The 22,662-nt window shown below is 64.3% G+C and carries 17 protein-coding genes and 2 pseudogenes; 3 read left to right on the top strand and 16 right to left on the bottom strand.

Going from position 1 to position 22,662, the window contains the following annotated elements; all coding sequences use genetic code 11:
* The 8 genes and pseudogenes from A5700_RS03440 to A5700_RS03405 all read right to left on the bottom strand — a co-directional run.
* Positions 1 to 441, bottom strand: a pseudogene (locus A5700_RS03440) (hypothetical protein); the annotation flags it as partial.
* A gap of 10 nt (positions 442 to 451) precedes the next feature.
* Positions 452 to 1,123, bottom strand: a complete 672-nt coding sequence (locus A5700_RS03435) for a DUF4190 domain-containing protein (protein ID WP_068066832.1) — start codon at positions 1,121 to 1,123, stop codon at positions 452 to 454.
* 4 nt (positions 1,124 to 1,127) lie between these two features.
* Positions 1,128 to 1,802, bottom strand: a complete 675-nt coding sequence (locus A5700_RS03430) for a DUF4190 domain-containing protein (protein ID WP_082960367.1) — start codon at positions 1,800 to 1,802, stop codon at positions 1,128 to 1,130.
* 384 nt (positions 1,803 to 2,186) lie between these two features.
* Entirely contained in the window at positions 2,187 to 2,948 is a 762-nt protein-coding gene (locus tag A5700_RS03425) for an Rv3717 family N-acetylmuramoyl-L-alanine amidase (RefSeq protein WP_068066827.1), read from the bottom strand.
* 19 nt (positions 2,949 to 2,967) lie between these two features.
* Entirely contained in the window at positions 2,968 to 4,230 is a 1,263-nt protein-coding gene (locus tag A5700_RS03420; RefSeq protein ID WP_068066824.1) for a condensation domain-containing protein, read from the bottom strand.
* Positions 4,231 to 4,345: 115 nt separating this feature from the next.
* Positions 4,346 to 4,881: pseudogene (locus tag A5700_RS03415) on the bottom strand (TetR/AcrR family transcriptional regulator).
* Between the two features lie 83 nt (positions 4,882 to 4,964).
* Positions 4,965 to 5,510, bottom strand: coding sequence for a carboxymuconolactone decarboxylase family protein (locus A5700_RS03410; protein ID WP_068066821.1), 546 nt, complete (start codon positions 5,508 to 5,510; stop codon positions 4,965 to 4,967).
* Entirely contained in the window at positions 5,507 to 6,058 is a 552-nt protein-coding gene (locus A5700_RS03405; RefSeq protein WP_068066843.1) for a carboxymuconolactone decarboxylase family protein, read from the bottom strand. The genes A5700_RS03410 and A5700_RS03405 overlap by 4 nt, the downstream gene beginning before the upstream one ends.
* Positions 6,059 to 6,272: 214 nt before the next feature.
* Here A5700_RS03405 and A5700_RS03400 point away from each other — a divergent pair, with 214 nt between their 5' ends.
* On the top strand, positions 6,273 to 6,983 hold the full coding sequence (locus tag A5700_RS03400) for a cutinase family protein (protein ID WP_068066816.1): 711 nt from the start codon (positions 6,273 to 6,275) through the stop codon (positions 6,981 to 6,983).
* 241 nt (positions 6,984 to 7,224) lie between these two features.
* On the opposite strand, the gene A5700_RS25000 is transcribed toward A5700_RS03400, so the two are convergent.
* The 3 genes from A5700_RS25000 to A5700_RS03390 form a co-directional block, all read right to left on the bottom strand.
* Entirely contained in the window at positions 7,225 to 7,839 is a 615-nt protein-coding gene (locus A5700_RS25000) for a hypothetical protein (RefSeq protein WP_082960366.1), read from the bottom strand.
* Positions 7,840 to 8,045: 206 nt separating this feature from the next.
* Positions 8,046 to 8,411 (bottom strand): hypothetical protein, encoded by a 366-nt coding sequence (locus A5700_RS03395; RefSeq protein WP_068066814.1) that lies wholly within the window; start codon positions 8,409 to 8,411, stop codon positions 8,046 to 8,048.
* Positions 8,408 to 10,858, bottom strand: coding sequence for an ATP-binding protein (locus A5700_RS03390; protein WP_068066810.1), 2,451 nt, complete (start codon positions 10,856 to 10,858; stop codon positions 8,408 to 8,410). The genes A5700_RS03395 and A5700_RS03390 overlap by 4 nt, the downstream gene beginning before the upstream one ends.
* A gap of 196 nt (positions 10,859 to 11,054) precedes the next feature.
* On the opposite strand from A5700_RS03390, the gene A5700_RS03385 reads away from it, so the two are divergent.
* Together A5700_RS03385 and A5700_RS25910 are read left to right on the top strand one after the other, a co-directional pair.
* Positions 11,055 to 17,423 (top strand): DUF4011 domain-containing protein, encoded by a 6,369-nt coding sequence (locus A5700_RS03385; RefSeq protein ID WP_068066808.1) that lies wholly within the window; start codon positions 11,055 to 11,057, stop codon positions 17,421 to 17,423.
* 325 nt (positions 17,424 to 17,748) lie between these two features.
* Positions 17,749 to 18,444, top strand: a complete 696-nt coding sequence (locus tag A5700_RS25910) for a DUF6308 family protein (protein WP_156671062.1) — start codon at positions 17,749 to 17,751, stop codon at positions 18,442 to 18,444.
* Between the two features lie 112 nt (positions 18,445 to 18,556).
* Here A5700_RS25910 and A5700_RS25905 read toward each other — a convergent pair whose 3' ends face one another.
* The 5 genes from A5700_RS25905 to A5700_RS25890 all read right to left on the bottom strand — a co-directional run bounded on the left by A5700_RS25905 (position 18,557) and on the right by A5700_RS25890 (position 22,650).
* Entirely contained in the window at positions 18,557 to 18,775 is a 219-nt protein-coding gene (locus tag A5700_RS25905) for a hypothetical protein (RefSeq protein WP_156671061.1), read from the bottom strand.
* 465 nt (positions 18,776 to 19,240) lie between these two features.
* The gene (locus A5700_RS24995; RefSeq protein WP_197502747.1) at positions 19,241 to 20,665 is read right to left on the bottom strand and encodes a DNA phosphorothioation-associated putative methyltransferase; all 1,425 of its coding nucleotides are present in this window, start codon (positions 20,663 to 20,665) and stop codon (positions 19,241 to 19,243) included.
* A 77-nt stretch (positions 20,666 to 20,742) separates the two neighbouring features.
* A complete protein-coding gene (locus A5700_RS25900; RefSeq protein WP_156671060.1) occupies positions 20,743 to 21,162 on the bottom strand; it encodes a hypothetical protein in 420 nt (139 codons plus the stop codon).
* Positions 21,159 to 22,076, bottom strand: coding sequence for a hypothetical protein (locus tag A5700_RS25895; RefSeq protein ID WP_156671059.1), 918 nt, complete (start codon positions 22,074 to 22,076; stop codon positions 21,159 to 21,161). The genes A5700_RS25900 and A5700_RS25895 overlap by 4 nt, the downstream gene beginning before the upstream one ends.
* Complete coding sequence (locus tag A5700_RS25890) at positions 22,069 to 22,650, bottom strand: hypothetical protein (protein ID WP_156671058.1); 582 nt, start codon at positions 22,648 to 22,650, stop codon at positions 22,069 to 22,071. The genes A5700_RS25895 and A5700_RS25890 overlap by 8 nt, the downstream gene beginning before the upstream one ends.
* Positions 22,651 to 22,662: the final 12 nt, after the last annotated feature.

The following is a 22,662-nucleotide window of genomic DNA, read 5'->3' as shown; positions in this document are numbered from 1 at the left end:
GGTGTCGACCCGGCTGAACACGGCCAGCGCGCCGATGGCGAGCGGCCCCGCCAACAGCCAGCCCGCCGCGGCCGCCGCGATCGTCGGGCCGCTCAACGCGCTCAGGCCGGCCAGCGCCGCGCCGGCCAGGGCGAGCGCCAGCGCCACCGCGAACCACACCAGCGGCGGGCGGGTGGTGGTGAGCGCGCCCAGTGCCGCCGGGCCGGGCGTCAGCTGGCCGAACGTGTCGCGCCCGGCCGTCGGGTCGAACGCCGTCGGGTCAGCGGCGGCGAACGGTCCCGTGGGTTGCGGGCCTGTAGCGGGGGGCCGTTGGTTGGCCCACGGATCGAAACCGGCCGAGAAGCCGCCCCCGGGTTGGCCCTGGGCCGGCGGCCGCGGCGCACCCGGCCCCTGCTTGCTGGGCCCAAAGTCGCTGAAGTCGAAGGGGTTTGGTGAGCTCATGGACGGTGCCTCAGAACGGGTTCAGGCACAGCGCGAAGGAATGGTCGGGGGGCGCGGCCACGTAGGTCGATCGGCATTGGTTGCTGGCCTTGACCCGCGTCGTCACGGTGTAGACGCCTTCGCGGTGTTCACAGTCGACTTGGTAGAGGTCCAGCGCGTCGTTACCGGAGCTGTTGCGCAATTGGATTTCGACGCAGGTTCCCAGCGGCACGGTCGCCAGGTCGAGCTTGGGCCGGTCGGGGGTGGTCTGCGGCGCCACCGACGTGACGGTCGACGGGGCGATCGGCACGGGGGCGCTCGAGCTGGTCGCGGCCGTCGTCGACGAGGCGCTCGGGCGGGTGCCCCAGTAGATGCCGCCGATGATCAGCAGCGCACACATCGCGTAACCAATGACGATGCCGGCGATCGCGGCCGGACGTCCCCGCTCGCCGGTGCGCCTGATGCGCGGCAACGCCAGGTGGCCCATGATGGCGCCGGCGGGCGGCACGATCACGCCGAAGACCGGCGAGAGTACCGCGAGCGTGTTGTAGTCGGCGCGTGGCGGCGTCCCACCGAAGGGCACACCGGGCGGTGTCGTGTATCCGATTGGGCCGGTGGGCCCGCCACCGTAGGACACGGTGGGAGGTGGTCCGCCGAAGGGGTCGCCGCCCTGCGGAGCGAAGGGATCGTCACCGGGATACATCAGCTCAACCCTTGAAGTCGACGATGCACGCGAAGACCGTCTTGTCGTGGTTCCACAGCGTGGTGGGTGTCTTGCAGCTCTCGGTCGACAGCAACTGCGTGACCTGCAGCACGCCCTCGCGCACTTCGCAGGCGACGGGATAGATGGTGATGAAGTCCGCGTTCTCCGAGGGGTCGGGCTTGTTCTGCTGCACCTCAATGCAGTCGCCCACCCGCAGGTTGCTGACCGACACCGTCGGCCGCTGCGCCGGCGGCTGGGTGATCACCGTGGTCCGCGGCGGGGGCGGGGCGGCGTAGCTGGTGGCCGACGGCGTGCGCGAGGCGTTGCTCGGCCCGGAGTGGTCACCGGTCACCAGCCACACCACCAACCCGACGACGGCCAGCGCGATGATCAGGTAGGAGGCCGTCAGCCCGAAGATCGCGCGGTCGCGGCCCCTCTGTTGGCGTTGCCGAATCTGTGACAGCGCCACGTGGCCCAGCGCCGCGCCGGCCGGGGCGAACAGAAACGCGAAAACGGCCGACAGCGTGGCCAGCGTGTTGACCTCTTGTTTCGGCTGGGACGGGAAGCCGGTGGACGCCGTGGGCATGCTTCCCGACTGGCCGAAGGTGGGGCTTTGGGGGCCGCTCCCACCGAAGGGGTCGCCGCCGAAGGGGTCTTGGTAGCCGCCGCTATGCGTCATGCGAGTCCCTGACTGTAGGGCCGGACCGCTTCACCAATCCCCCTCATCAGTTGCCATCCACTTTCCGTCTGGGCGCCCGTGCCGCGATATTGACCGTGCCACTGGCCGCCCGATAAGTCGTGACTTCCCACCGCAACAAATCAAACTTAGTCGGTGCTGGCACGGCTCACGGTTTTTCTCCGAGAAGCGCTTATCGGTACTGCTACATATAGTGGGGGCCCGCACCGTCGCGCAATTTAGCCCGCGGCCACGATGCTCCCGGCGAGGCGTCGGTGCCCATTAGCCAATGGAGCCGCGGGGGTAGTATGCGGGCTGCTCAAAGGCGCACTCAGTCCCCGTTTGCCGTTAGCTGCCGACAGCCGGGGCCCGACGTTGCGGCCCTCGTTATCCGGCCCTGCCGTTGAGAAAGGCGACGATCCCCTGCGTCACCGCCGCGGCGTAGCGCGCGCGCCCGTCCGGGCTTTCCATCAGCGCCGCCTCGCCCGCGTTTTTCATGTTGCCGAGTTCGACCAGGACCGCCGGATACTGGGCGAGATTCAGTCCCGCGAGGTCGTCGCGGCCGTAAAGGCCGTCCGAGCCGATATAGGTTGCCGGGGCGAACCCGGCCTGCGCCAGCGCGTCCCGCATCGCGTGCGCGAGCGCAACGGAGGGGCCGGCCTGGACGTCGTTGAGCGGCGGCGCGGAGTAGTTGACGTGGAAGCCGCTGCCCGACGGCGGTCCGCCGTCGGCGTGCACGCTGACGATCGCGTCGGGGCGCATGGCGTTGGCCGCCGCGGCGCGCTGGTCGATGCAGGGTCCGACGCCGCCGTCGCTGTCGCGCGACAGCTGGGTTCGCACGCCCATCTGGGTGAGCGCGTCGTTGATGAGCGCCACTACGGCCCAGGTGAACGCGTGCTCGGGGTAGCCGTCGGCGGCGGCGGTGCCCGAGGTGTTGCACGGCTTGGTGCCGCCGCGGCCGTTGGTGACCTGCTGGTTGATGGAGGCGTCGTTGACCGCGTTGTGGCCCGGGTCGAGGAACACCGCCGATCCGGCCACCCCGGCCGCCGCCCGCGGGGTGGGCAGCAGCGCGCCGGCGCCCAAGATCACCGGCGCGGACCCGGCGAGTCTCAACAGGTCGCGCCGCGCGAACGATCGCGGCCGGCTCACGGCGCGATGGTAGCAATCGTCAGGGTTGTTCGACCGCGGCCAGCAGGGTCTCCGCGACGCTCTTGAGGAAGGTCGAGGGCACGCTGTAGCCGCACGTCGCCATCCGCAGTTGACCTTCGTAGGTGGTCACGCCGGTGACGTACTCGCCGACGGTCTGGCTCTGCACCACCGGCGCCCACACCGCCGTGGGCCGCAGCGGGCCGATGCCGTCGAAGTGCTGGACGCCCAGGTTGGTGATGAGCAATTCCCACGGGCACAGCCGGCCGAACAGTTCCTCGGCCCGGTCGGTGTCCGCGTCGACCGTCATCAGCTGCTCGCCGGCCATCGCCAGCGTGCGGATGCCGCGGGGCGCCCGGGCCAGATCCAGCTGGGCGGTCGTCTCGCGCGCCTGCTCCCAGAACGGTGTTCCGCTCAGCGGCGCGATTCCGGTCGTCACCGACTGAATGAACATGCCGCAATCGTCCCCGACGCCCATCAGCGCTCGGCAATTGATCGGGTTGAGCGTGCGCACAAAGTCTTCCCCGCACTCGACGGCCCGCACCCGGGACATCGCGGCCACCAGCGCCGCGTGCACGGTGGTCCGTTCCGTGCGGCAGCGCCCCACCAACCGCGCGGTGTCCCAGGCCGACAGCGCCATGGTGCGCACATTGGTCGGTGCGCCGTCGAAGTGCCGAAACACGTTGGCCCTCAGCATCCTTGGATCCTGCGGCTGCGCGGCGGGATCGTAGGCCTCGACGTCCCCGAGCGCGTCATCGATGAGGCGCTCCTGCGGAAGCCGCAGCGCCAGTTCGGACAGCGTCTGGCCGTTGAGCGCGCGCAGCACGTCGCGCAGGACGAACATGGTCGAAATCCCGTCCGCGAGCGTGTGATCGAAGGTCAGTAGCAGCGTGCTGCGCGGTTGTGCCTGCAGCAACAACGCCCGCATCAACGGCGCCTGCGATCGGTCGAACGGGCGGGTCAGCTCGTCGGCCGCGGCGGCTTCCCACGACGGGTCCGCGCTGCGGCGGGTGGTCAACGGAATGGGTGCGACGGTCGGTTCGCGATAGAAGCCCAGCCGGGTGTCCGGGCGGTCCTCGACGTGCACGGACAGCAACGGGTGCCGTCGTTGGACGGCGCCCAGCGCTGACCTCAACCCGTCGACGGGCAGCGGCTCGGCGAACTCCGCGACCGCGACGTGATGCGCCGGATTGCGTTCTGAGAAGCGGTAAAATACCCGCTCAGACGCGCCGAGGGGGCGAACGAGGACTGCGGGTGGATCGTGTGGGGTGCGTTGCGCCGTCACCGATTCTCCTATCGCCGGACTCTTGGTGTCCACTCATGCAGACGTATCCCGGCGGGGTTTCGTTCAGACGGCGACTGACCCGACAAGGCTTTAGCCGGCGGGCGCGGGCGTGCACCTACTTCGGATCGAGCAGTATCAGGTCCAGGAAGCGTTCACGCTGGGCCGCCGTCTGCGCCTCCTCGGCCGAGGTGGTGAGGTGCAGCAACCCGATGCCCGCGTCGAAGGTGAGTTCTGCGCGCAGCTTGGCGTCGTCGGTGCCGAATCCGTAGTCGCTGTGGGCCTTTGCGACGGTGCGCAGAAGCGCCGGTCGGCGGACCGGACATTGGCGGCGGCGGCGGTGAAGCGCGCCCACTCGCGCATCGCGCGTTCGAGTATTCAGTGTTGGGGGCTGACCAACGTGATCATCATGGCGGACAGGCGTTCTCGCGGCGGGAGGCCTCGCACCTCGGCCAGCGACCGGCGGTAACGCTCCAGGAACTCCTTCCAGGAGTCGACGAGCGCGCAGCGGTAATGCTTGATGTCTTGGAAGTGCCAGTAGAAGCTGCCACAAGTGACGCCTGCCTCGGGGCAGAGGCGTTCCACTTTGAGTGCACGCACGCCCTCCTCGGCGAGCACCGTGTCCCCCGCTTGCAGCGAATCGTCGACTGACAGGCGGGCGGAGGTATTTCCGCAAGACCACGGTCAGAAGGCTACGGGAGGTTGCGCGGCGCGGCCGGGTTGTTCGGCGGAACGCGTCAGCCCGTCGGCGGCATCGGCAGCCGCGCGGTGTCGTCGAGGTCGACCTCGAGCGCGTTGAGCATCAGCGCCAGGCCCGCGTACCGGTTGACCACCATCAGCGCCTCGACTGCGGCTTCCGAACCCAGCGCGGTGTGCACCTGCTCGAATAGCGGGGCCTGCACGCCTCGGGTGGTAACCAACTCAGTCACCAGGTGCAGTACTGCGAGCTCCGTCGAATCGAAACCGTATGTTTGCCAGTCCGATTCGGAGACCACCGCCTCGATGGCTGCGGTGTCGAGGCCGGCGGTCAAAGCGACGTCCCGGTGCTGACCGAGCTCGTAGGCGCAGTCCATGAGGGAGGCGGTGCGCAGGACGATGAGTTCTCGAAGCCGTCGCGGTAGCACCGGGCTGTTCAGGGCGGCGTCGCCGGCGAGCATCCAGCCGGTGAAGACCTTGTCGGCGTTGGCCAGCGCCCGGTAGACGTTGAGATTGCCGCGGCGCGCGGTCAATTCGCGGGCTTGTTCGGTCATGTCCTCGGGACGGCGGTACGGGATGCGGGTCATTCAGGCAGGGCTTCCTCGGGACTGGAGAAAGTCGGGGTGTCGATGTCGAGGTCGGCGGCGTTGAGCACCAAAGCCAGGCCGTAGTAGCAGCTGACGATCATCAGCAGTTCGGTGAGCGCCTCGTCGCCGAGCAGGGCGTGGGCGATGGAAAAGGTGTCGTCGCTCAGGCGGCGGGTGGTACACAACTCGGTGACGGTGTCGATGACGGTGCGTTCGTCACCGCTGAATCCGGCCGCTTCGAGGTCCCCCTTGTCGAGCAGTGCGTCGATCTGTTGGTCGGCGAGTCCCGCGGTGCGGCCGAAGATCGCGTGTTGGGCGAGTTCGTACGGCGAGTCCTGCAGGTGCCCCACCCGCAGAATGATCACTTCACGCATCCGCGGGGTGAAGGTCGGGCTTCTGAACAGTTCGCCCACCATTTGTGCCCATCCGTCAAAGATGTTGGGGGCGCTGGCGAGTAGTCGAACCACGTTGATAGTGTCGGGGCGGGCGATGGGCTGTTTGATGCGCTCGGGCTGCCGATCGGTGCCGACCAGGGGCATCCGCGTCATCGACGACTCCATTCTCTGCCGGTCGGTGTTGACGGGGAGGGTAAAGGTCCACTCCACGGTCACAAAGGCTCCTTGACCATAGTTCCGTCCGGCGCGTAACCCGCGTCGCGGTCGACGAAATCGGCCGACAACGGCGTGATGGCCTTCGCGGTGGGTTCGTCGGGGACATCGGGTACGCCCGTTTCAGCTAGAAGCCAGCGGGCATCCGCCAGCGATGAGCGCAATACGATTCACCCGTCTACTGGGGACCGCCGTGGCAACGGCCTGGGCGTGCATGGTCAGCGCACCCGTGCCCATCGTGTCCGCCGCCCCGTGTCCCGACGTGGAGGTGGTGTTCGCCCGCGGCACCGGCGAGCCACCCGGAGTTGGCGGGATCGGGCAGGCTTTCGTCGATGCGCTGGGCTCGCGCGTCGGCGGCAGGTCGGTCGGGGTGTATCCGGTCAACTACGCGGCCAGCGCCGATTTCAATGGCGGCATCGCTTTCGCGGCCACGGTCGTCGAAGGGATCAGGGACGCCGGCGCTCATCTGGAGTCCACGGCGGCCAACTGCCCCAACACCAGAATTGTGCTCGGCGGCTACTCCCAGGGCGCCGTCGTGTCCGGCTTCGTCACGTCGGCCTCCGTACCCAAGGAGGTCCCCGCGGAGTTCGCCTCCTCCGTGCCGCAGCCGCTGCCGCCGGAGGTGGCCCGACACGTCGCCGCGGTGGTGCTGTTCGGAACGCCGTCCAACGAGTTCCTGCGCGATGCGGGCGCGCCGCCCATCACGATCGGTCCTCTGTACGCGCCCAAGACCCTTCAGTTGTGCGCCCCCGACGACAACATCTGCGATGGCGCCCCTCCGGGACCGCCCGGCGTCGCGCACACCCTCTATCCGGCGAACGGCATGGTGAACCAGGGCGCGGATTTCGCCGCGAGTCATTTGTAGATCGCGTTGTGAGGAGTCGCTCAAGGCCGGAAGTGACGTCGGGAAGGTGACCGTCCTCCAAGCGGTGCCTGGCAATCTTCGCTGAGGAGCGAGCGGCACTTAACCCGATACGTTCTCGACAGTGGGGTCGAGAGGGTTCATGCCCCACAGAGCAATAAAACCATCGGACACGTTGCGGCTGGCGAGAAGCCAATGCGCCTCTCGAAGCCGCCGTCTTGCTACAGCATCTCCAGGTAAGTAGCTAGTACGCAAGCGCGCTCTCAAATGCCTTCCGTGTTGCTTTGATGACGCCTCTTGCCATCAGGAAGTTCCCGCCGCCACCAATAGCGACTCCAATGCCGAAGGGTGCCGCTCGGCCAAGGACAATGATTCCCCGCTTCGTTCCGTACTTCGTGATGAAGTGCGCACCAAGTAACCTGTTGATACGACGAATCGTCTCCATTGGAACCGCCTGCACCCCACGAGCGCCCAAGTGAGATCCGGTTCTCCCCGCAGCTTTAGACATGCCGCCTGCCATCCCGCCGCCCGCTAAGACCATCAAGAGCAGAGCGCGTTGCCGCTCGTAATCCTCCACGCGTATGCCATGAACACTCGCTACGGCCAAAACGTGCGCGGCGCTCGCAGTAAGGAAAAAGCCACCGTCGCCGACTCCGCTGGCAAGCGCAGCGACAGTGCCCGCCCCAGGTACAGCCGCGACACCACCTGTTGCAGCCCCCGTGGTGGTTACGGTCGTGGAGAACAGAGCCTCGAGCTTTTTGATCAGCACTTCGTCGGATGCGTCGGGGTACTGGGCACGCAACTTGTCGACGGCGCCGCCAGCCAACTTCGATGCTTGCTGAATGGCCTTATCGAGCAAACCGTTGTACGCGTGGAGCTCTCGGCTGCCGCCGTCACTCTCGACGCCAGTCCAGTGGCTGTCATAGCGTCGGTGACACGTTGACGTGTCTTGCCCACTAGACGCTGCAGGCGATCGTCCTTGCTCAATCGCGCGGCCATCGCCTACCTCCATTGCTGCTGGTTCGGCATCTAAAACGATGCGCTGGCATCCTTGGGCTGTTCATATCAGGCGGGAGCGGGCGAGGACCGGGCTAACTCTCGTACCTGCACGACCAGATGACGCACCTCCGCCGCGGATGGCTGCAACTCATAAGCATGGTGATGCACCGCGCGGCTCAGAGCGTGCCATACGCGCCTGGCCCGCTCCCCTACCTCTGGCCCTCGCTTTCGGCTTAGCACAACGAGTTTCGAGTTGGCCGTCGGCGGATTGTCGCCGGCAGTTGACGACCATGAGGCACTGGCCTCGTTGAGCCAGTCCTCGAGCGCGAGGCGCGCCAACAGCGCCGCGGTCCGCGCGGCGCGCGGGCCCATGGCGATCGTGCCGTCGAGCACCTCGTCGGCGTAGGTGAGCAGCGCGGCACGTCCGATCATGCGGCTGCTCGAGCTAAGTCGCCGACCGCTAGCCGGGCGTCGTTGACCGCCGCTTTGTAGTCCGAAACGCCTTGATGGACACCCTTGTTGACGACGGAAAGCGTATTGCGGCGCGCGGAACCGCCCGCCTTCCACTTATCCACGGCAAGGTCATCGCCGGCGTCACCCGACAACGCCAGCGCCAGCCGCTTGGCCGTCTTGGTGGCATTTTCCCAAGCCGCCTCTACTTCATCACGAGGTCGCCCGTCAGCTAGAGCTTTCGACGAATACACGTCCCACGCGGTCGCCTCCAAAGCCTCTCGGCACAGCGCTGGGATCGCCGATCGCTTGATGTCTTCGGGTACCGCCTCGTCGGCAGCGATCGCGAACGCGTCGTCAAGGATCCGCGTCGCCGGCCGCGTGGACTCCACGATGCTGATCGCTGAGTTCGCCGCACGGGTCACTTCGACGATGCGTGCGGGCACGCGAGAGCCGCGGATGGCGGCGGGCAGCCTGTTGTCATGGGTCAACACGATCACCTGACGCTCAGTGGCCAACGCGGTGAGCACCTCCAGGAACCCGTCGATCTTCGAGGGATCCATGGCCTGGATCGGGTCGTCGAACACCAGGAACCGGAACGGGCTCTCCGGTGAGGTCGCACGCGGAATGAAGATCGCCAGGGCCAGCGCCTGCAGCTCACCCTGGCTCATCACGCCGAAGGCCTCGGTCTGCGATCCGTCGACCGCCGCCTGCAGCACGACGCGTCGGGTGGTCTTCTGCCCCTCCAGGCGGATGCCGCCCAGGTCGACGTTGCTCTCCTGGCGCAGCGCCGCCCAGATCTCGCGAGACTTCTCGGCCAGCGGTGCGATCCGTTCGTTGCGGAGCTGACTAGCGTTGGCCTGCAACCACTTCGAGGCTTCGGCCGCAACGGCGAGCTGTCCGGCTACCGCGGCGGCGGCGTCCGCCTTGTGCAGCCACGCGGCCAGCTCCGAAGCCACGGGGCTCCACGCGTCCTCGCGCGCTTGCAGTAGGGCCGAGGCTTCCTGAGCCAGTGCGGCGTAGGCGGCTCGCAGCGGCGGCAACGTCGCCTCGACGTGATCGGCCAGGGCAAGATCGTCGCCGATCGGCAGCTCGGCGAAGCGGTCGTGTGCAGCCCGCGCCGCCGCCAGCGCGCCGAGGTCGGCGTCGGCCAGCGGTGGACGCGCCACGGCTCGCACCATGGCCACGACGGCGGATCGGGCCTGTTCGGCCTCGGCGCGAGCGGCGGTGAGGTCACGCAGGGCGCTTTGGTCGCGCTCGAGGGCCGCCCGCGCGGCCAGCGCCCACCCGTGGTCGAGGGTGCCCTGGCCGCAGACCGGGCAGCGCTGATCGCCGTGCCGGTCTTGAAACACCAGGCCGGATTCCAGCAGCTGTGCGCGGTCGACCGCCAACGCATCGACGCGCCGGACCTCTTGCTGTGCGGCCTGCGCCGCCGATCGCAGGGCGGTGCACTTGAATTCGGCGTCCTCGGCGTTGGGCGCCGTCAGCTGGCGAGCGTGTTGCCACGCTGGAGGGACATCCGGAGCGGCGCCGGTGATCAACGGGCGGACCACGTCCAGGTCGGGCTTGGTCTTCTTGACCTGCGCCAGCGCGGTCGCGGCGCGCTGATCGTCATAGGACGCCAGCACGGGCTTGAGCGCGTCGGCGGCCTTCTTGAGGTCGGCGGCGGGTTGGCGAAGCCTCTTGACCTCGGCGTCGAGGACGTTGATGGCGTTTGAGAGCTGCTGGAGCCCCAGCAGCCGGTAGAGCTGGTCGTAAAACTCGCTGGGCTTGCCTTCGAGGATGCCGCTGAGTTCGTCGTAGCTGAGCAGCGGCCGATACATCGTCAGCGCCGCGTCCCACCCCAACACGCCGACGGGTTCACGCTTATGGCCTTTCCGCTGCACCCAGCGCTGGGTGTCTTCTACGGGCACGTCGTTACCCGCCGGCCAGTCCACGCCGATTGTCGTTGTACCCGAGCCTTCTTCAGTGAGGCCAATGCGGATCTGGGCCGGTTCACCGGCGTGTAGGTTGCGCCAGGCCTGCGACCACACGACTGGCTTGTCTTTCCATCGAGAGTTGACACCGGTAAGTGCAAGTTCCAGCGCCTCGGCCAGAGTCGACTTGCCCGACCCGTTGCGTCCGGCGATCACCGTCAGGCCCGGCCCCGGCTGGAGCGGGACGGTGACCTTGGGACCGATGCCGCGGAAGCCGGCCACGGTGATGGATCCGAGGTAGGCGCCGACGGGGTGCTCGGGCTCGTCGGCGGCGGTGAGCGAATCCGTGACGTGCGCGGACGCCGTACCTCCCAGCGCTTCGGAGAGCGCCTCGGGGTCCTCGAGTGCGGCCAGCGTTGCCAATCGTGCGGACTCACTCAACGATTCGTCGGCGTCAGCGAGTGCCAGCACGTAGTTCTTCAGCGTGTCGCTTCCTAGGCTTTGTGCTTCCACGGAGAAGAGGGTAAAAGCGCGAGGCGACACGCCACAGCGGTTTGGTCCAAGAGGCAGGCGCTGCTCACGAACGCCTGCGGAAAGTTAGCTTGTCGTGGTTTTATGACCAACGCGAGCTGTCGGTGGGTCCACTTAGGCTCGCGGCACGTCCGCGCAAGGCCGCAGTATTCGCTGGAAATCAGCTTGGAGACCGCTCGTGAGCGAGAAAAATTACCACTCCGTCGTGGGTGAGGCGCTGTCGATATTGATCGATGGCATCGGCCCGTTCGTCGAAGAGGTGTGCGCCAAGGCGCTACCGTCCAGCGTGTCGTGGACCGAGGTGCTGCGCCGCAAGGACGCCATCGCAGGACGGCAAATAGGCATGTACAAGTCCCGGGACTTGTCGCTGATGCTGCGGGTCATGACCGAACGGCTAGGTGAATACGGCTTCCCGTTTAACCGGCAACTGTCCCGACTCGGGCAAAGCTATGCCAGCGAATTGCGCGACGTCCGCAACCGGTGGGCACACAACGAGATATTCACCGCAGCCGAGGCTTTCAGAGCTATCGATTCCATTGAACTGCTCTTGCGGGCAACCAATGCCCCGGAAGCCGCGGTCGAAGCCGCCCGGCTGAAATCGAGCGTCAGGCTATTACCTGGCGCTACGCCTCCACAGCGGCCTGACGATCAGACAGTTCCGACCGCGCGTTTTGTCCCCGCACCGGCGCAGCAAACGATGACGCTGCCAGCTGCCAACACAGGCACGGTCCGGCTTGATATCAAGGCCATCTCCGACCTGAGTTATCCGATGGCGCATTGCCGGATTCCCGTGGTCGACCAGGTGACGATCGACGGAGTCACCGAGGACCTGCGCGGGGCGGTCCTTCGGGTGGACGTGGTCAGCGCCGCGGGTTCGCATGGCGGCCCGCGCGAACTGCACGTCGACCTCGCGGCCGGAAAGCCAACGATCCTGCGCGACGTTGACTTGGCGCTCGACCCTGCGTCCATGCTGACGGTGGACGATCAGCGGCCCGGTCGCATCGAGGCCGTCCTGCAAGATGCCGCAGGGGACGTGATCGCGAAGGGATTCAACGAGGTCAACATCCTCGCCGCCAACCAGTGGAAGGCCACCCCGCTGCAGCTGGGCTTGGAGATGTTGGCCGCCCACGTCCAGCCGAACGCGTCAGCGATCAGCAGGCTCCTGCCGGACGTGTCCGATCGTCTCAATGAGACCACCGGCCGTTCCGCGATCGACGGCTATCAGAGCGAGAATCCAGAACGAGTCGATGCCATAGCTCAAGCGGTCTACGACGCCATGCGCGCGAGGGACATTCGGTACGCGGAACCTCCGGCAAGTTGGGGACTCGACGGTCAGAAGATCCGCACTCCGCAAGAAGTCCTCGACGGCAGGCTGGGAACGTGCCTGGACACCGCCGTCACGATGGCCGCCGCGCTGGAACAGGCAGGCGTCAACACCACTATGTGGGTGCTCAAAGGCCATGCCGTGCTTGGTTATTGGCGAGTTGACTCAGCGCTGCCGACCATCTCCACCACCGAAGTAATCGATGTCGTCAACCTCGTTGACCTCGGCCACCTACGGCTTGTCGAGACGACCCTGGTGGCAGGGGGCAACGACTCGTCACCATTTCCGGAGGCGGTCGACGCCGGCAGAAAACACCTTGGTGATGACTTATCGAACATCCTTGGCGTGACCGACATCCGCCAAGCCCGGCTTTCCCAAATCTACCCGCTGCCCAGCCGCACGCTGAGTCCCGACGGCAGCGTCGTTGTCACCGAATACACCCCGGCGGCGGGCCTGGTGATCGCCCCATATCAACGCTCCGACTCGAGCACCGCCGTCTCGCATCCGACGGACTCAGTCCCGCCACGCGTCGCCAAGTGGAAGAACGCCCTGCTCGATTTGAGCCTGCGCAACAAATTGATCAACTACACCGATCGCGCCGGATACCGTGTGGAAGTACCGGGACCCGCCCTCGGCCGCTTCGAAGACGCCGTTAACGACAATGCACGCATCACGCTGTTGGCGTCTGATGCGGTCAAAGAAATCGATGTTGCTCGCGGAATCCGCTATGGGCGGGATCTTCCCGAACGCGAGCGCGAGCTGCTGCTCGCCGACAAGAACAGCGCCTATATCGACATCACGGCCGCCGCCTACAAGACGAAGCTGCGGTATTTGGCCGCCAAAGCGAAGACCATCATCGAAGAAACCGGGGCCAACAACCTATACCTGACGTTCGGGATGCTGAGTTGGGGCTTCGACGATCGCGAACTCCGATCGCCCTTGGTTCTCGTGCCGGTCACACTCAGTACGGCCAACCGCGGCGAGCGCTACACCCTCACCCTCGATGAGACGGGAGTCTCCACGCCGAACTACTGCTTGGTCGAGAAGCTGCGCGTCGCCTTCGGCCTGGAGATTCCCGAACTCAAGAAACCCGCGCAGGACGCGTCGGGAATCGACCTGGCTGCCACCTTCAACGCCGTTCGCCGCGCGATAACGCGGACGGGACTGCACTTCCGGGTCGAAGAGAGTGCGCACCTGGCAATCCTGCAATTCGCGAAGTTCCCGCTGTGGAAGGATCTCGACGACTCTTGGAAAGCGTTGTCGGGCAACAGCTTGGTCAAGCACCTGATCGATTCGCCCGACAAACCGTTCACTGATCCGGTGGCCAGCAGCACAGCCGTGGACCTCGACAAACTCGGTGACGAGATGCCTGTGTCCGCCGACTCGTCCCAGCTGGAGGCCATCGCCCAGGCGGCCGCGGGACGGACCTTCGTGCTGGAAGGCCCGCCGGGCACCGGCAAGTCCCAAACGATCACCAATCTCCTCGCCCACGCCATGTCAGCCGGGAGGCGGGTACTGTTCGTCGCCGAGAAACGTGCCGCCCTCGACGTCGTCAAGAAACGGCTGGAAGCGGCCGGCTTGGGCGAGCTCTCGCTGGATCTGCACGACAAGTCTTCGCGGCCCGCCGCGGTTCGCGAGCAAATACGGGCCGCCTTGGACCTGAGTGTCGGCGCCGACACCGACTCGCTGCGCACGCAAACCGACGCGGCCGAATCCAGTCGAAATGCCCTTGCCCGCTACGCGCGGCGGCTGCATGAGGAAAACGCCGCCGGTATGTCGCTATATTCAGCACGCACAGCCGAGCTCGCCGCCGACCAGGACGTCGCTCCCATCGAAGTGCCGAAAGAGCTTGTCGCCAGCGGCCCTTCGGAGACGCTCGCTGCCATCCAGCAGCTCATGCGTAAGCTGCCCGAAGTTGCCGACCTGGCGCAACCAAGCGCCGATCACCCGTGGGCCTTCATCGTGTCCCCTCCTCCGGAATCGAACATCGCCGAAATTCACCGATGTGCCGTCGAATTCGACTCGGCATTGGCCGCCGCCGTCGACTGTGGCCTCACGATCGACAGCTTGGGGCGATGCGGTCTGCCCTCGGGTTTCGACAGCTGGGTGAAGCTCTGCGGTGCTCCACGCCACACGTTGGCCGCCCTCGACACCTTGCACGAACGCGCCTGGGCCCAGGAGCTGATCTCCCTCGACGCCGATCTGCACAGCCTGAACCAGCGCACACCCGAGTGGCGGTCGGTCGCCTCGGTCGACGCCGTCAACCTCGACATCCCAGCGATTCACGCTGCGGCCGTGGCGGCGGACGAATCAAAGTTCTTCGGGCGCAAGAAACGTCGGCGCGCCGTGCTGGAGCAACTTTCCGAAGTGCTGGTTGTCGACCCGAAAACCATTGACCTCAAAACGCTTACGCCTCTCGTCGCCGACATCGCGGAGTCGCACGCCGCGGTGGCAAACCTGCGCGGGAGGGTGGCGCGGATCCCGACCACCGTCATCGAGGAACCATGGAATCCCCTTGTCCCCGAGCACACCGCAAAGGTTAGGCAGGAGCTGGCGTGGCTGCGGTGGACGGCAACGCTGCTATCGGCGCAACCTAACGATCCACACGTCGACGATTTGCGGTCGTATTACGCGAATCAGCCCGTCGGCGCCTTCGCCAGCCAACTCGCGAACATCCCAACGACGTGGAGCGCGCTGACCACAGCCACCGCAACCGACCCCCAGCGGCAAAACGAATGGGCGCAGCCGGAAGCCTTCATCGCCCGCTGGTGGGCGACGCGCGTCGCGCGCCGCCTCGACGACACGGCCTCAATCGAGCACTGGGCCGCGCTGTTGCATCTCGTCGAACCACTCAAACCCGCAGCGATGTCCGCCGTGCGCGCCGCAATCCTCAGCGGCGAGATCGATCCTGACGATGCGAGCTTGGCCTTCGCGCGCGGGGTCGCCGTAGCCTCCGTTGCTGAGCGCCGCGACGCCACCGCTCTGGGAAGCTTCAACGCCGCGGCTCACGACAAGACGATCGAGCGATACACGAAGAGTTTGCGTACGATCCGCAGCGAGCTGCCGCGAGCGATCCCGGCGGCGCTGCTGCAGAAGAGGCGGTTCGACGCCAACGCCGCGAGTGGCCAGATCGGCGGGTTGCGCCGCCAGTTGGACCGACGGCGCGGCGGCATGAGCGTGCGCGGATTGATCGAGCACTACGGCGACCTGATCACCCAAATCATGCCCTGCACGATGATGAGCCCCGATTCGGTGGCACGGTTCTTCCCGGCGCGTGCGGACCTGTTCGACATCGTTGTCTTCGACGAGGCATCACAGATCCGGGTCGCCGACGCCATCGGGGCGATGGGTCGTAGCCGCTCCGTGGTCGTCGTGGGCGACACCAAGCAGATGCCGCCGACGAGTTTCGCCGAAGCGAACGCCAACGTCGATGACGAGGGCGACGATGGCCAGGAATTCTTTCTCGACGAGGAGTCGATTCTCACCGAGTGTGTACACGCCCAGGTCCCGCAACAGTGGCTGTCCTGGCACTACCGCAGCCAGGACGAGGCGTTGATCGCCTTCAGCAACCAGCACTACTACAACCGACGACTGGCTTCCTTCCCTGCGCCACGATCTAGCGGCGCGTCGGATGCCGCCGGACAAGGTATATCGCTGATCCGGGTGAACGGGACTTTTGAGCGGGCCGGCAAGGGCAAGACGCTGCGGACCAACCGCGTCGAGGCCGACGCCATCGTCGGTGACGTCGCACGGCGGTTCGAGCAATCGCCCGATACGGTTCCATCCCTGGGCATCATCACTTTCAACGCCCAACAACGCGATCTGATCGACAACCTATTGCGCGACAGTGCAGACGAGCGGGTGGTACGCGCACTCGACGAGCCGGACGGCCTGTTCGTCAAGAACCTGGAAAACGTTCAGGGAGACGAGCGCGACACCATCCTGTTCTCGGTGGCATTCAGCGCCAACGAAAAAGGGGTGGTGCCGCTCAACTTTGGGCCGCTGTCCAAGCCTGGCGGGGAACGTCGGCTCAACGTGGCGATCACCCGCGCTCGCCGAGAGGTGGTGCTGTACGCGAGCTTCGAGCCGGATGAACTGCGCGCCGAGGAAACCAGCCAGATCGGCACCAAACATCTCAAGGCATACCTGGAGATGGCGGCGCGGGGCGTCGACGGCGCGGCCGACAGCGGTCGCCGCACTCCCGTGATCGATCGCCACCGCGACGACATCGCCGCCGCTCTGCGGGACGAAGGACTGGTCGTGACAACCGATCTCGGCTTGTCTGATTTTAGAGTGGACATTGCGCTCGCGGATCCCTCCGAACCCGACCGACAACTAGTCGCGGTTCTCCTCGACGGCCAGGGCTGGCGTGCCCGGCACACCGTTGCCGATCGCGACGCGTTGCCCGTGGACGTTCTGCGCGACCTCATGCACTGGCCTGCAGTTGAACGAGTGTGGTTGCCCGAGTGGCTCCGACGGCGTGAGCACGTCGTGGCCCAACTCAAGGCATCGGTGGACGCCGCGCGCCAGCGTGTGCTGTCCGGGGATTTCAAGGCGGAGACCATGCCGCCCCCCGTGTCGTCAGCCCCTCCCCTGCGTCAAGCCGCATCGCTACTGCGGACGAGTCCGCCGCCGAAACCCCCAAGGCCCCAGAGTCATTCGATGGTGCAGGCCTATCGCGAGTGGAAGCCGGGACGGCTCGGGGACGTAACGGTTCTCGACGACCTGCCGATCGCCTATGCGAAGTCGCGGGTATACGACGCGATCGTTAGCGCAATGACTGTGGAGGCCCCGATCCATCCACGTCGGCTTACCAAGTTGGTGGCCGCGGCATTCAATCTGACCAGGCTCAACGAGAATCGCCATCGCTCCATTGAACGAATCGTCCCAATCGACTACCGCCGACCAACGGGCGAGGGCTTTTTTTGGCCCCTCGGCGTCGAGCCGGAAGAGTGGCGCCTCGTGCGCCGCCCCCCGGAAGGTGTCAGCCGTCAGTTAGATCATGTCCCGCTCATCGAGATCGCCAACGCGATGATCGTCGTGGCGGAGCAGACGGGTGGGATCGAAAGCTACGACCTCAAACGTGAAGCGCTCAACTTGCTGGGTGGCCGCCGCGTAACCCAGGCGATAGAAGCCCGGCTGAACGATGCGCTAAACAAGGCCTTACAGCGGAACGTATTGGGCCGTAGCGCTTCTGGGTTAATCGTTTGCGACTCGAGCTAGGCCTGCCGCCGTGGCTCCACGCCGCAGCAGCAGTTCAAGATATCCGGACCAATCCTGAGGAGGTCAACGGTGGAGACGCATGGCGGGGACATTCCCGCAATCCCTGACGTTCGCCCAAACGGAAATTGCTACTGCGGCTGCGGCGCGACGACAAGGCATGGCAAGTACTTCCTGATCACTCACGATCGGAAGGCCGAAACCCGTGTAATACGAGAGCGGTTTGGCAACATCGCGACGTTCGTGGTCTGGGCAGAGAAACATCTGCCAAAGATTGAAGACACCTAGCGGTTCGCGGACTTTCAGCTACCGACTCCTAAAGGAATTTATGTCGAACGCCTTTGCATTTGACCTTGGAGATTGGTTTTCCGACAAGGCGACCGAAATCCAAAAGAATCTGAAACGCTCTTTTGGCGGTGAGCGCGGTAGCAGGTTCACGGGATGTTGGTTCGAGCCCTTCGCCAGTGCGAGTAGCGCGGATCAGTTTGAATCAACGGATATCCTGGCCGTTAAAGCACTTTCGGTAGCGGTACCGATCGAGTCGGCAGCACAACTCATCGTCACCGAAGCCGATCGGTTCAACATGATGCTAACGAAAATCCCCAAGGACGTTGACCTTTGGCAGGTAGCCCGATCGGAAGTCGAGCCTCAAAGTTCGGCTGCAGAACTGCATGCCGCGTTGAAGTCACTTGACGGTGTTGGTTACGTGACGGCAGGAAAGCTGCTCGCAGCGAAGCGCCCGCGGCTAATACCAATCCTCGACTCGAAGGTCGAACAACTTCTGAAACCTCCCCCTAACCGATTCTGGGTGACCATGCACGACCAGCTCAGCAATGGGGCCCGCCGACGACGATCGCCGAAGTGTGTGCCGGTGCGCCCCGCAACGTCAGCCTGTTGCGGCGGATCGATGTGGCGCTCTGGATGCACGCAACCGACCGGGCACGGGCTGGGCAATGATGACCCTCGAGTCGCCGCTCTTCGAGGTACTCAGGTGGAATGGATAGCGGCCACGGATTCACATTAGCGATGTGGGATGCCCGCCGTCGATGGCGGCTCGAAGGCCAGTCCTATCGACCGCACGCGGCCAACTGGAACGAAGGAATAGCGTCCGCCGATCGAATTGGCCGGTCAGTGGTTTACCGGTTCCTCTTGCTGCCGAAGCCTCGCCAAGCTTTATCGAGTGGGCGACGAATCACGCGTTCGAAGAAACTATCTGCCAGATCGTCACGCACCCTGACCTCGAGAAAGATCATGCCGTCTTCAGCACCGAAAAAGCAGCAGTCTCTTTCGTAGAAGCGTCCGCCGCGGCGGTCTCGTTTCCAATCATTCACAAGTTCTGCAGCCTCGTCCAGCACGCTAGACAATCCCGTGACGTCGTTTCGGCGACCGCTAAACGCGCTCCAACCGTCAGTATCTGCTGTAAATACTGAGCCATCAGGCGAGCAACCGAACTGAGCCGCACCCCACGTACGCGCGATAGCACGAACGATCAACATCTCGATGGGAGCGACGTCGCGTCGAAGGACCGGAATGGCGCGGCCGCTTGGCCACTTATCGATTCTCGAGCGTGTACGCGGGGGCAGTGTTAGGCCGGTTCGTCTGAGGCGGCGTTCCACCTCCTTCGCCGCTGCACGCTGTAAGACCGGGTCGGCGGAGAAATGAGCCATCCGCCTATTGATCTCTTCTCGCATCATTAAGTCTCGATGGCCTAACAAAAGATGTGTCCGATTACCCGACCACCTGAATCCGCTCCGGTTCGTGGATGATCGCTGAGGTATCCGGGCGCGCAAAGCGTATGGTTAGACACGGCCATGGCACGACTATCTCCGCTTGACCACCCGGTGGCCCCGCAGGGCCACGCCACAGCGTTCAAGTTCGGCGTTCCAGCCATTTTCGAGCCCGATCAAGGTTGGGTTCTGGTACAGCCCTGCGCGTACTTCCGCAGCCGTCAAGCGACGGTACTTCGCGACCACGGGGTCATCGGGATCAAGAAACTCCTCTTTTCGATGCAGCAACGGCCTATTGGCCCGGTTGCCGAAATTTTGGAAGCTCGACTCGAGCGAGCTCATGTCGACGCCGTAGGTCCAATCCAACGTGGGGTGGGGCTCTGCGTCGAACTCGGGATAGGAAGACCACGAAACGCGTCGCCCGCGATGGTCTAACTTCAAAATGTTCCATCCGTCTGGACGACCAGCTGCGATGAACCCGCAGTGCTCATAAAGACGTAGGACGACAGCGATTTTCGAGGCAGCTCTTCGATGGACGTAGAAGGCAGTCGCCGTCATCTTGCCCGGCGAATTCTGCATCGCCCCGCGCACGTAAGTGTCATCCCGGATCTTCGCCAGTAGGCGGTCGGCACGGGCACATGCTTCCCGATAACTCTTGAAGCAATGCTTTATATCGGCCTGAATGCCTAGCGGCAGCTCGGTTAACGACGCGCGACCATTAAAGATCGATGTTCCCAGGTACAGCAGTGTGTCGAGCGTGGACCGTCGCAAGCCGTCGGAGACTCGATCGGCTGAAGCGCCCTTATTAATCAACTCAAGCAGCGAACGGCGAGAAAGCCTGCCTAGCTGAGGCAGCAGATGATTAGGTATCTCCTCGAAAAGCGGTGGGCGGCCGCGTCTTTCGGCGAACAAAATGACTTCGGCAACGGCGGACGCATAGTCCTCGCTGGCCGCCCAGCGGAACTCGCTGATAGCGCCTCGAGCAAGGTACGCGAAGCGATCCTCATCACGACGAAAGGCATATACAACCCCCGGCACTGGCGAGACGCAACGTCGCCCGGTTGTCGCTTCGACGACTTTCCGGATCTCGCTTGGGGTGAAGAAGCGCTGGAAAGTGTTACGGCTAGTAACGATCCCGTCGCCGAATTCATCTCCGCTAACTGAACTAAGTTCCCAAGTCAGGCGGCACGACACCACCATCACTTTGGTTGCAAGTTGCCATGCCTTCCTAATGGCCTCCTGCCGTTCCTCAGAGTCTTCAATAACGTTCAATACGTATGTCAGCAACACGACATCCCGCTCACTCAGCGGGGTATCAGGGGCGAAGTGTGGATCCCACCCGTCTGCGGACACCCCCATCTTGCGAAGTCGTGCGGTATCTTGTCCGCGGCCGCATCCATAGTCGAGCACCGATAAGCCAGGCCTGACTACCTCGTCGATAAGGGCTTGCCTCACTGGCATCGATAGGTCCCCGCGACCAATTGCTGTGCGTTCCCTAGCGCTGGCCCACTCATTCATTGCAATACCTCGGCCTCCGGCGGCCATAGCCACGCGTCGGAGGGCTGGATATGACGCACATCAAAAATCCTTGGACACTACACTTCGAAGGCTCTCTTGCCGCCGAGCTTCTGCTGAAGCAGATCGTCGTGGTAGTCGGCGCGACGGGCGAGGGCGGCGAGGGCAGTCATCAGCTCATTCTCCTGGAGATGGTCGCCGAGCAGCACATACTCAACCGAGATCGTCTTCGAATCTTCGTAGTAGACCCAACGACAAAATTTCGACGTCATGTTCAGAGCATTCACTTCTTCTAATATGCGTTCGCTGTTCGAGTCGACACCGACCAGGACATCCGAGCTGATTTCAATTAGGGTTTGGGAGCCCCAAGGACCAACCTGAATCGTGACGCCCGCACTCGCGAACCTGAGATAAACTGCACCACTTGGTGTTTCGTTCCAAGTCAGGGAATTCGCTTCCAAGATCGCGGCGATCTGACGGTACACTTTCTGATGCTTCATTGGCTCGACTCCGTAGCCGTCGTCCGGCTTATCATTTCGGTGTGCCGCTTCACATCGCGACTATACCGAGCCGGTAGGAACTCCAGAAGCCAACGCATGACGGTCTGCCAGGTGTCATCTGCCTGAGCACGGTCGTAACCAGTCAACTGGCTTAACTTTTCTCGTACTTCACCAAAGCGCCGTGGCCTGTTCAGATGCTCGTCAATGCTCCGAATAAGCGGCTGACAACGCAACCGATGCCCGACGAGCAGTTCAAATTGCCGCTTATCCAAGCCGACTGGCAGATCAAGTACAGCAAGATCCACTGCCGCCGCTGCCGCTGACCGCGAACTCAGCGAGCCGACGCCCTTGCTATAAGCCGAATACAAGTCGGATGGCATTCGCAGTTGAGGTACCCATACATCGATCAGGGCGGCGGCCTTCTCGACGTTGTCTTGAGGATCTAATGGAGCCGCGGGCAGCTGCTGAGCGATCTCATCGATCTCGCGAGCTAGTTCGTCGTTCGCCTCAGTGCTTTCCGCCGATAGGTAGCGCTCTACCTCTGCGATTTGTTCGATGGTTGAGTGAACCAACAATTCGATGTTCGGGCGTTGAGACCACCCTAGGGCGGTCGCCGTTAGATTGGCCGAACCGAGCAGTACTTGGCTTTCGTTCCTATAGAACTTCGCGTGAAGACAGTCATGGAGGTACACAACGCCGCCGCGAGACCGAACAGTCGGCAATACTTGGATGTCCGACACGCCGGCCGCCACATCTTCGGGTCGCCAACGTGTGTACAGGGCGACCCGCGCGCCCTCCGGGACCAGAGACAAGACGCGCTGAACAACTGCCTGTTTCGCGAATGGCGCGCACATGACAAATTCGTGTCGCGAAGACGCCGCGAGCTTCAATAGCGCCTCACCGACCTCAGTCATGATCCACTTCTCGGAGCATCTCAATCACTCGACGACCCCAAAGCAGACGAGCATCTTCTGTGGCCCTCTTGATTGATCCGCCCGGCAGACTATCTTCGTAAAGCGCCCATGAGCTCAGAAAAACTTCGCAGAGGCGTTTATACGGCGAACTATCCGCGTTGTCTTCGAAAGGCGTTGGCATGTCGATGAACAGCTCGTGGGTCGAATTGAGCGTGAGCGTTATCTTGTTGCCGGCCGAGCGGACGGTAAAAAATGCATCGGAGTCCAGGGGGCGGCGGTCAACCGCGATAACCACGCCACTTGACAACGTTAAGGCGCGAAGCTGCCGAGGAGCAGCAGCCGTGGCGTTATCAGACCGAGCGTTTGGCGCATCTGCGGGCAGCGCCCGACGAGAATGCGACTTGACGCTTGCCAGCATCCATTTGTGCCCAGGCTGCCACACAAACTGCTGCGGGTCCTGCCAGAGGATTGCGTCGCATTCGCGGACTTCACCGCCTAACGCTGTCGCTATCTCAGCAGCTGACAGGGGCATCGCGGCTTGACGCAGCACTCTGACGATTTCTTCATGCGTCATCACTATCCGCTT

This window comes from Mycobacterium sp. E1214 (assembly GCF_001666755.1).
Taxonomy (GTDB): Bacteria; Actinomycetota; Actinomycetes; order Mycobacteriales; family Mycobacteriaceae; genus Mycobacterium.
The sequence above is the reverse complement of the archived record's forward strand: the minus strand, read 5'-3'. Positions and strand labels throughout refer to the sequence as shown.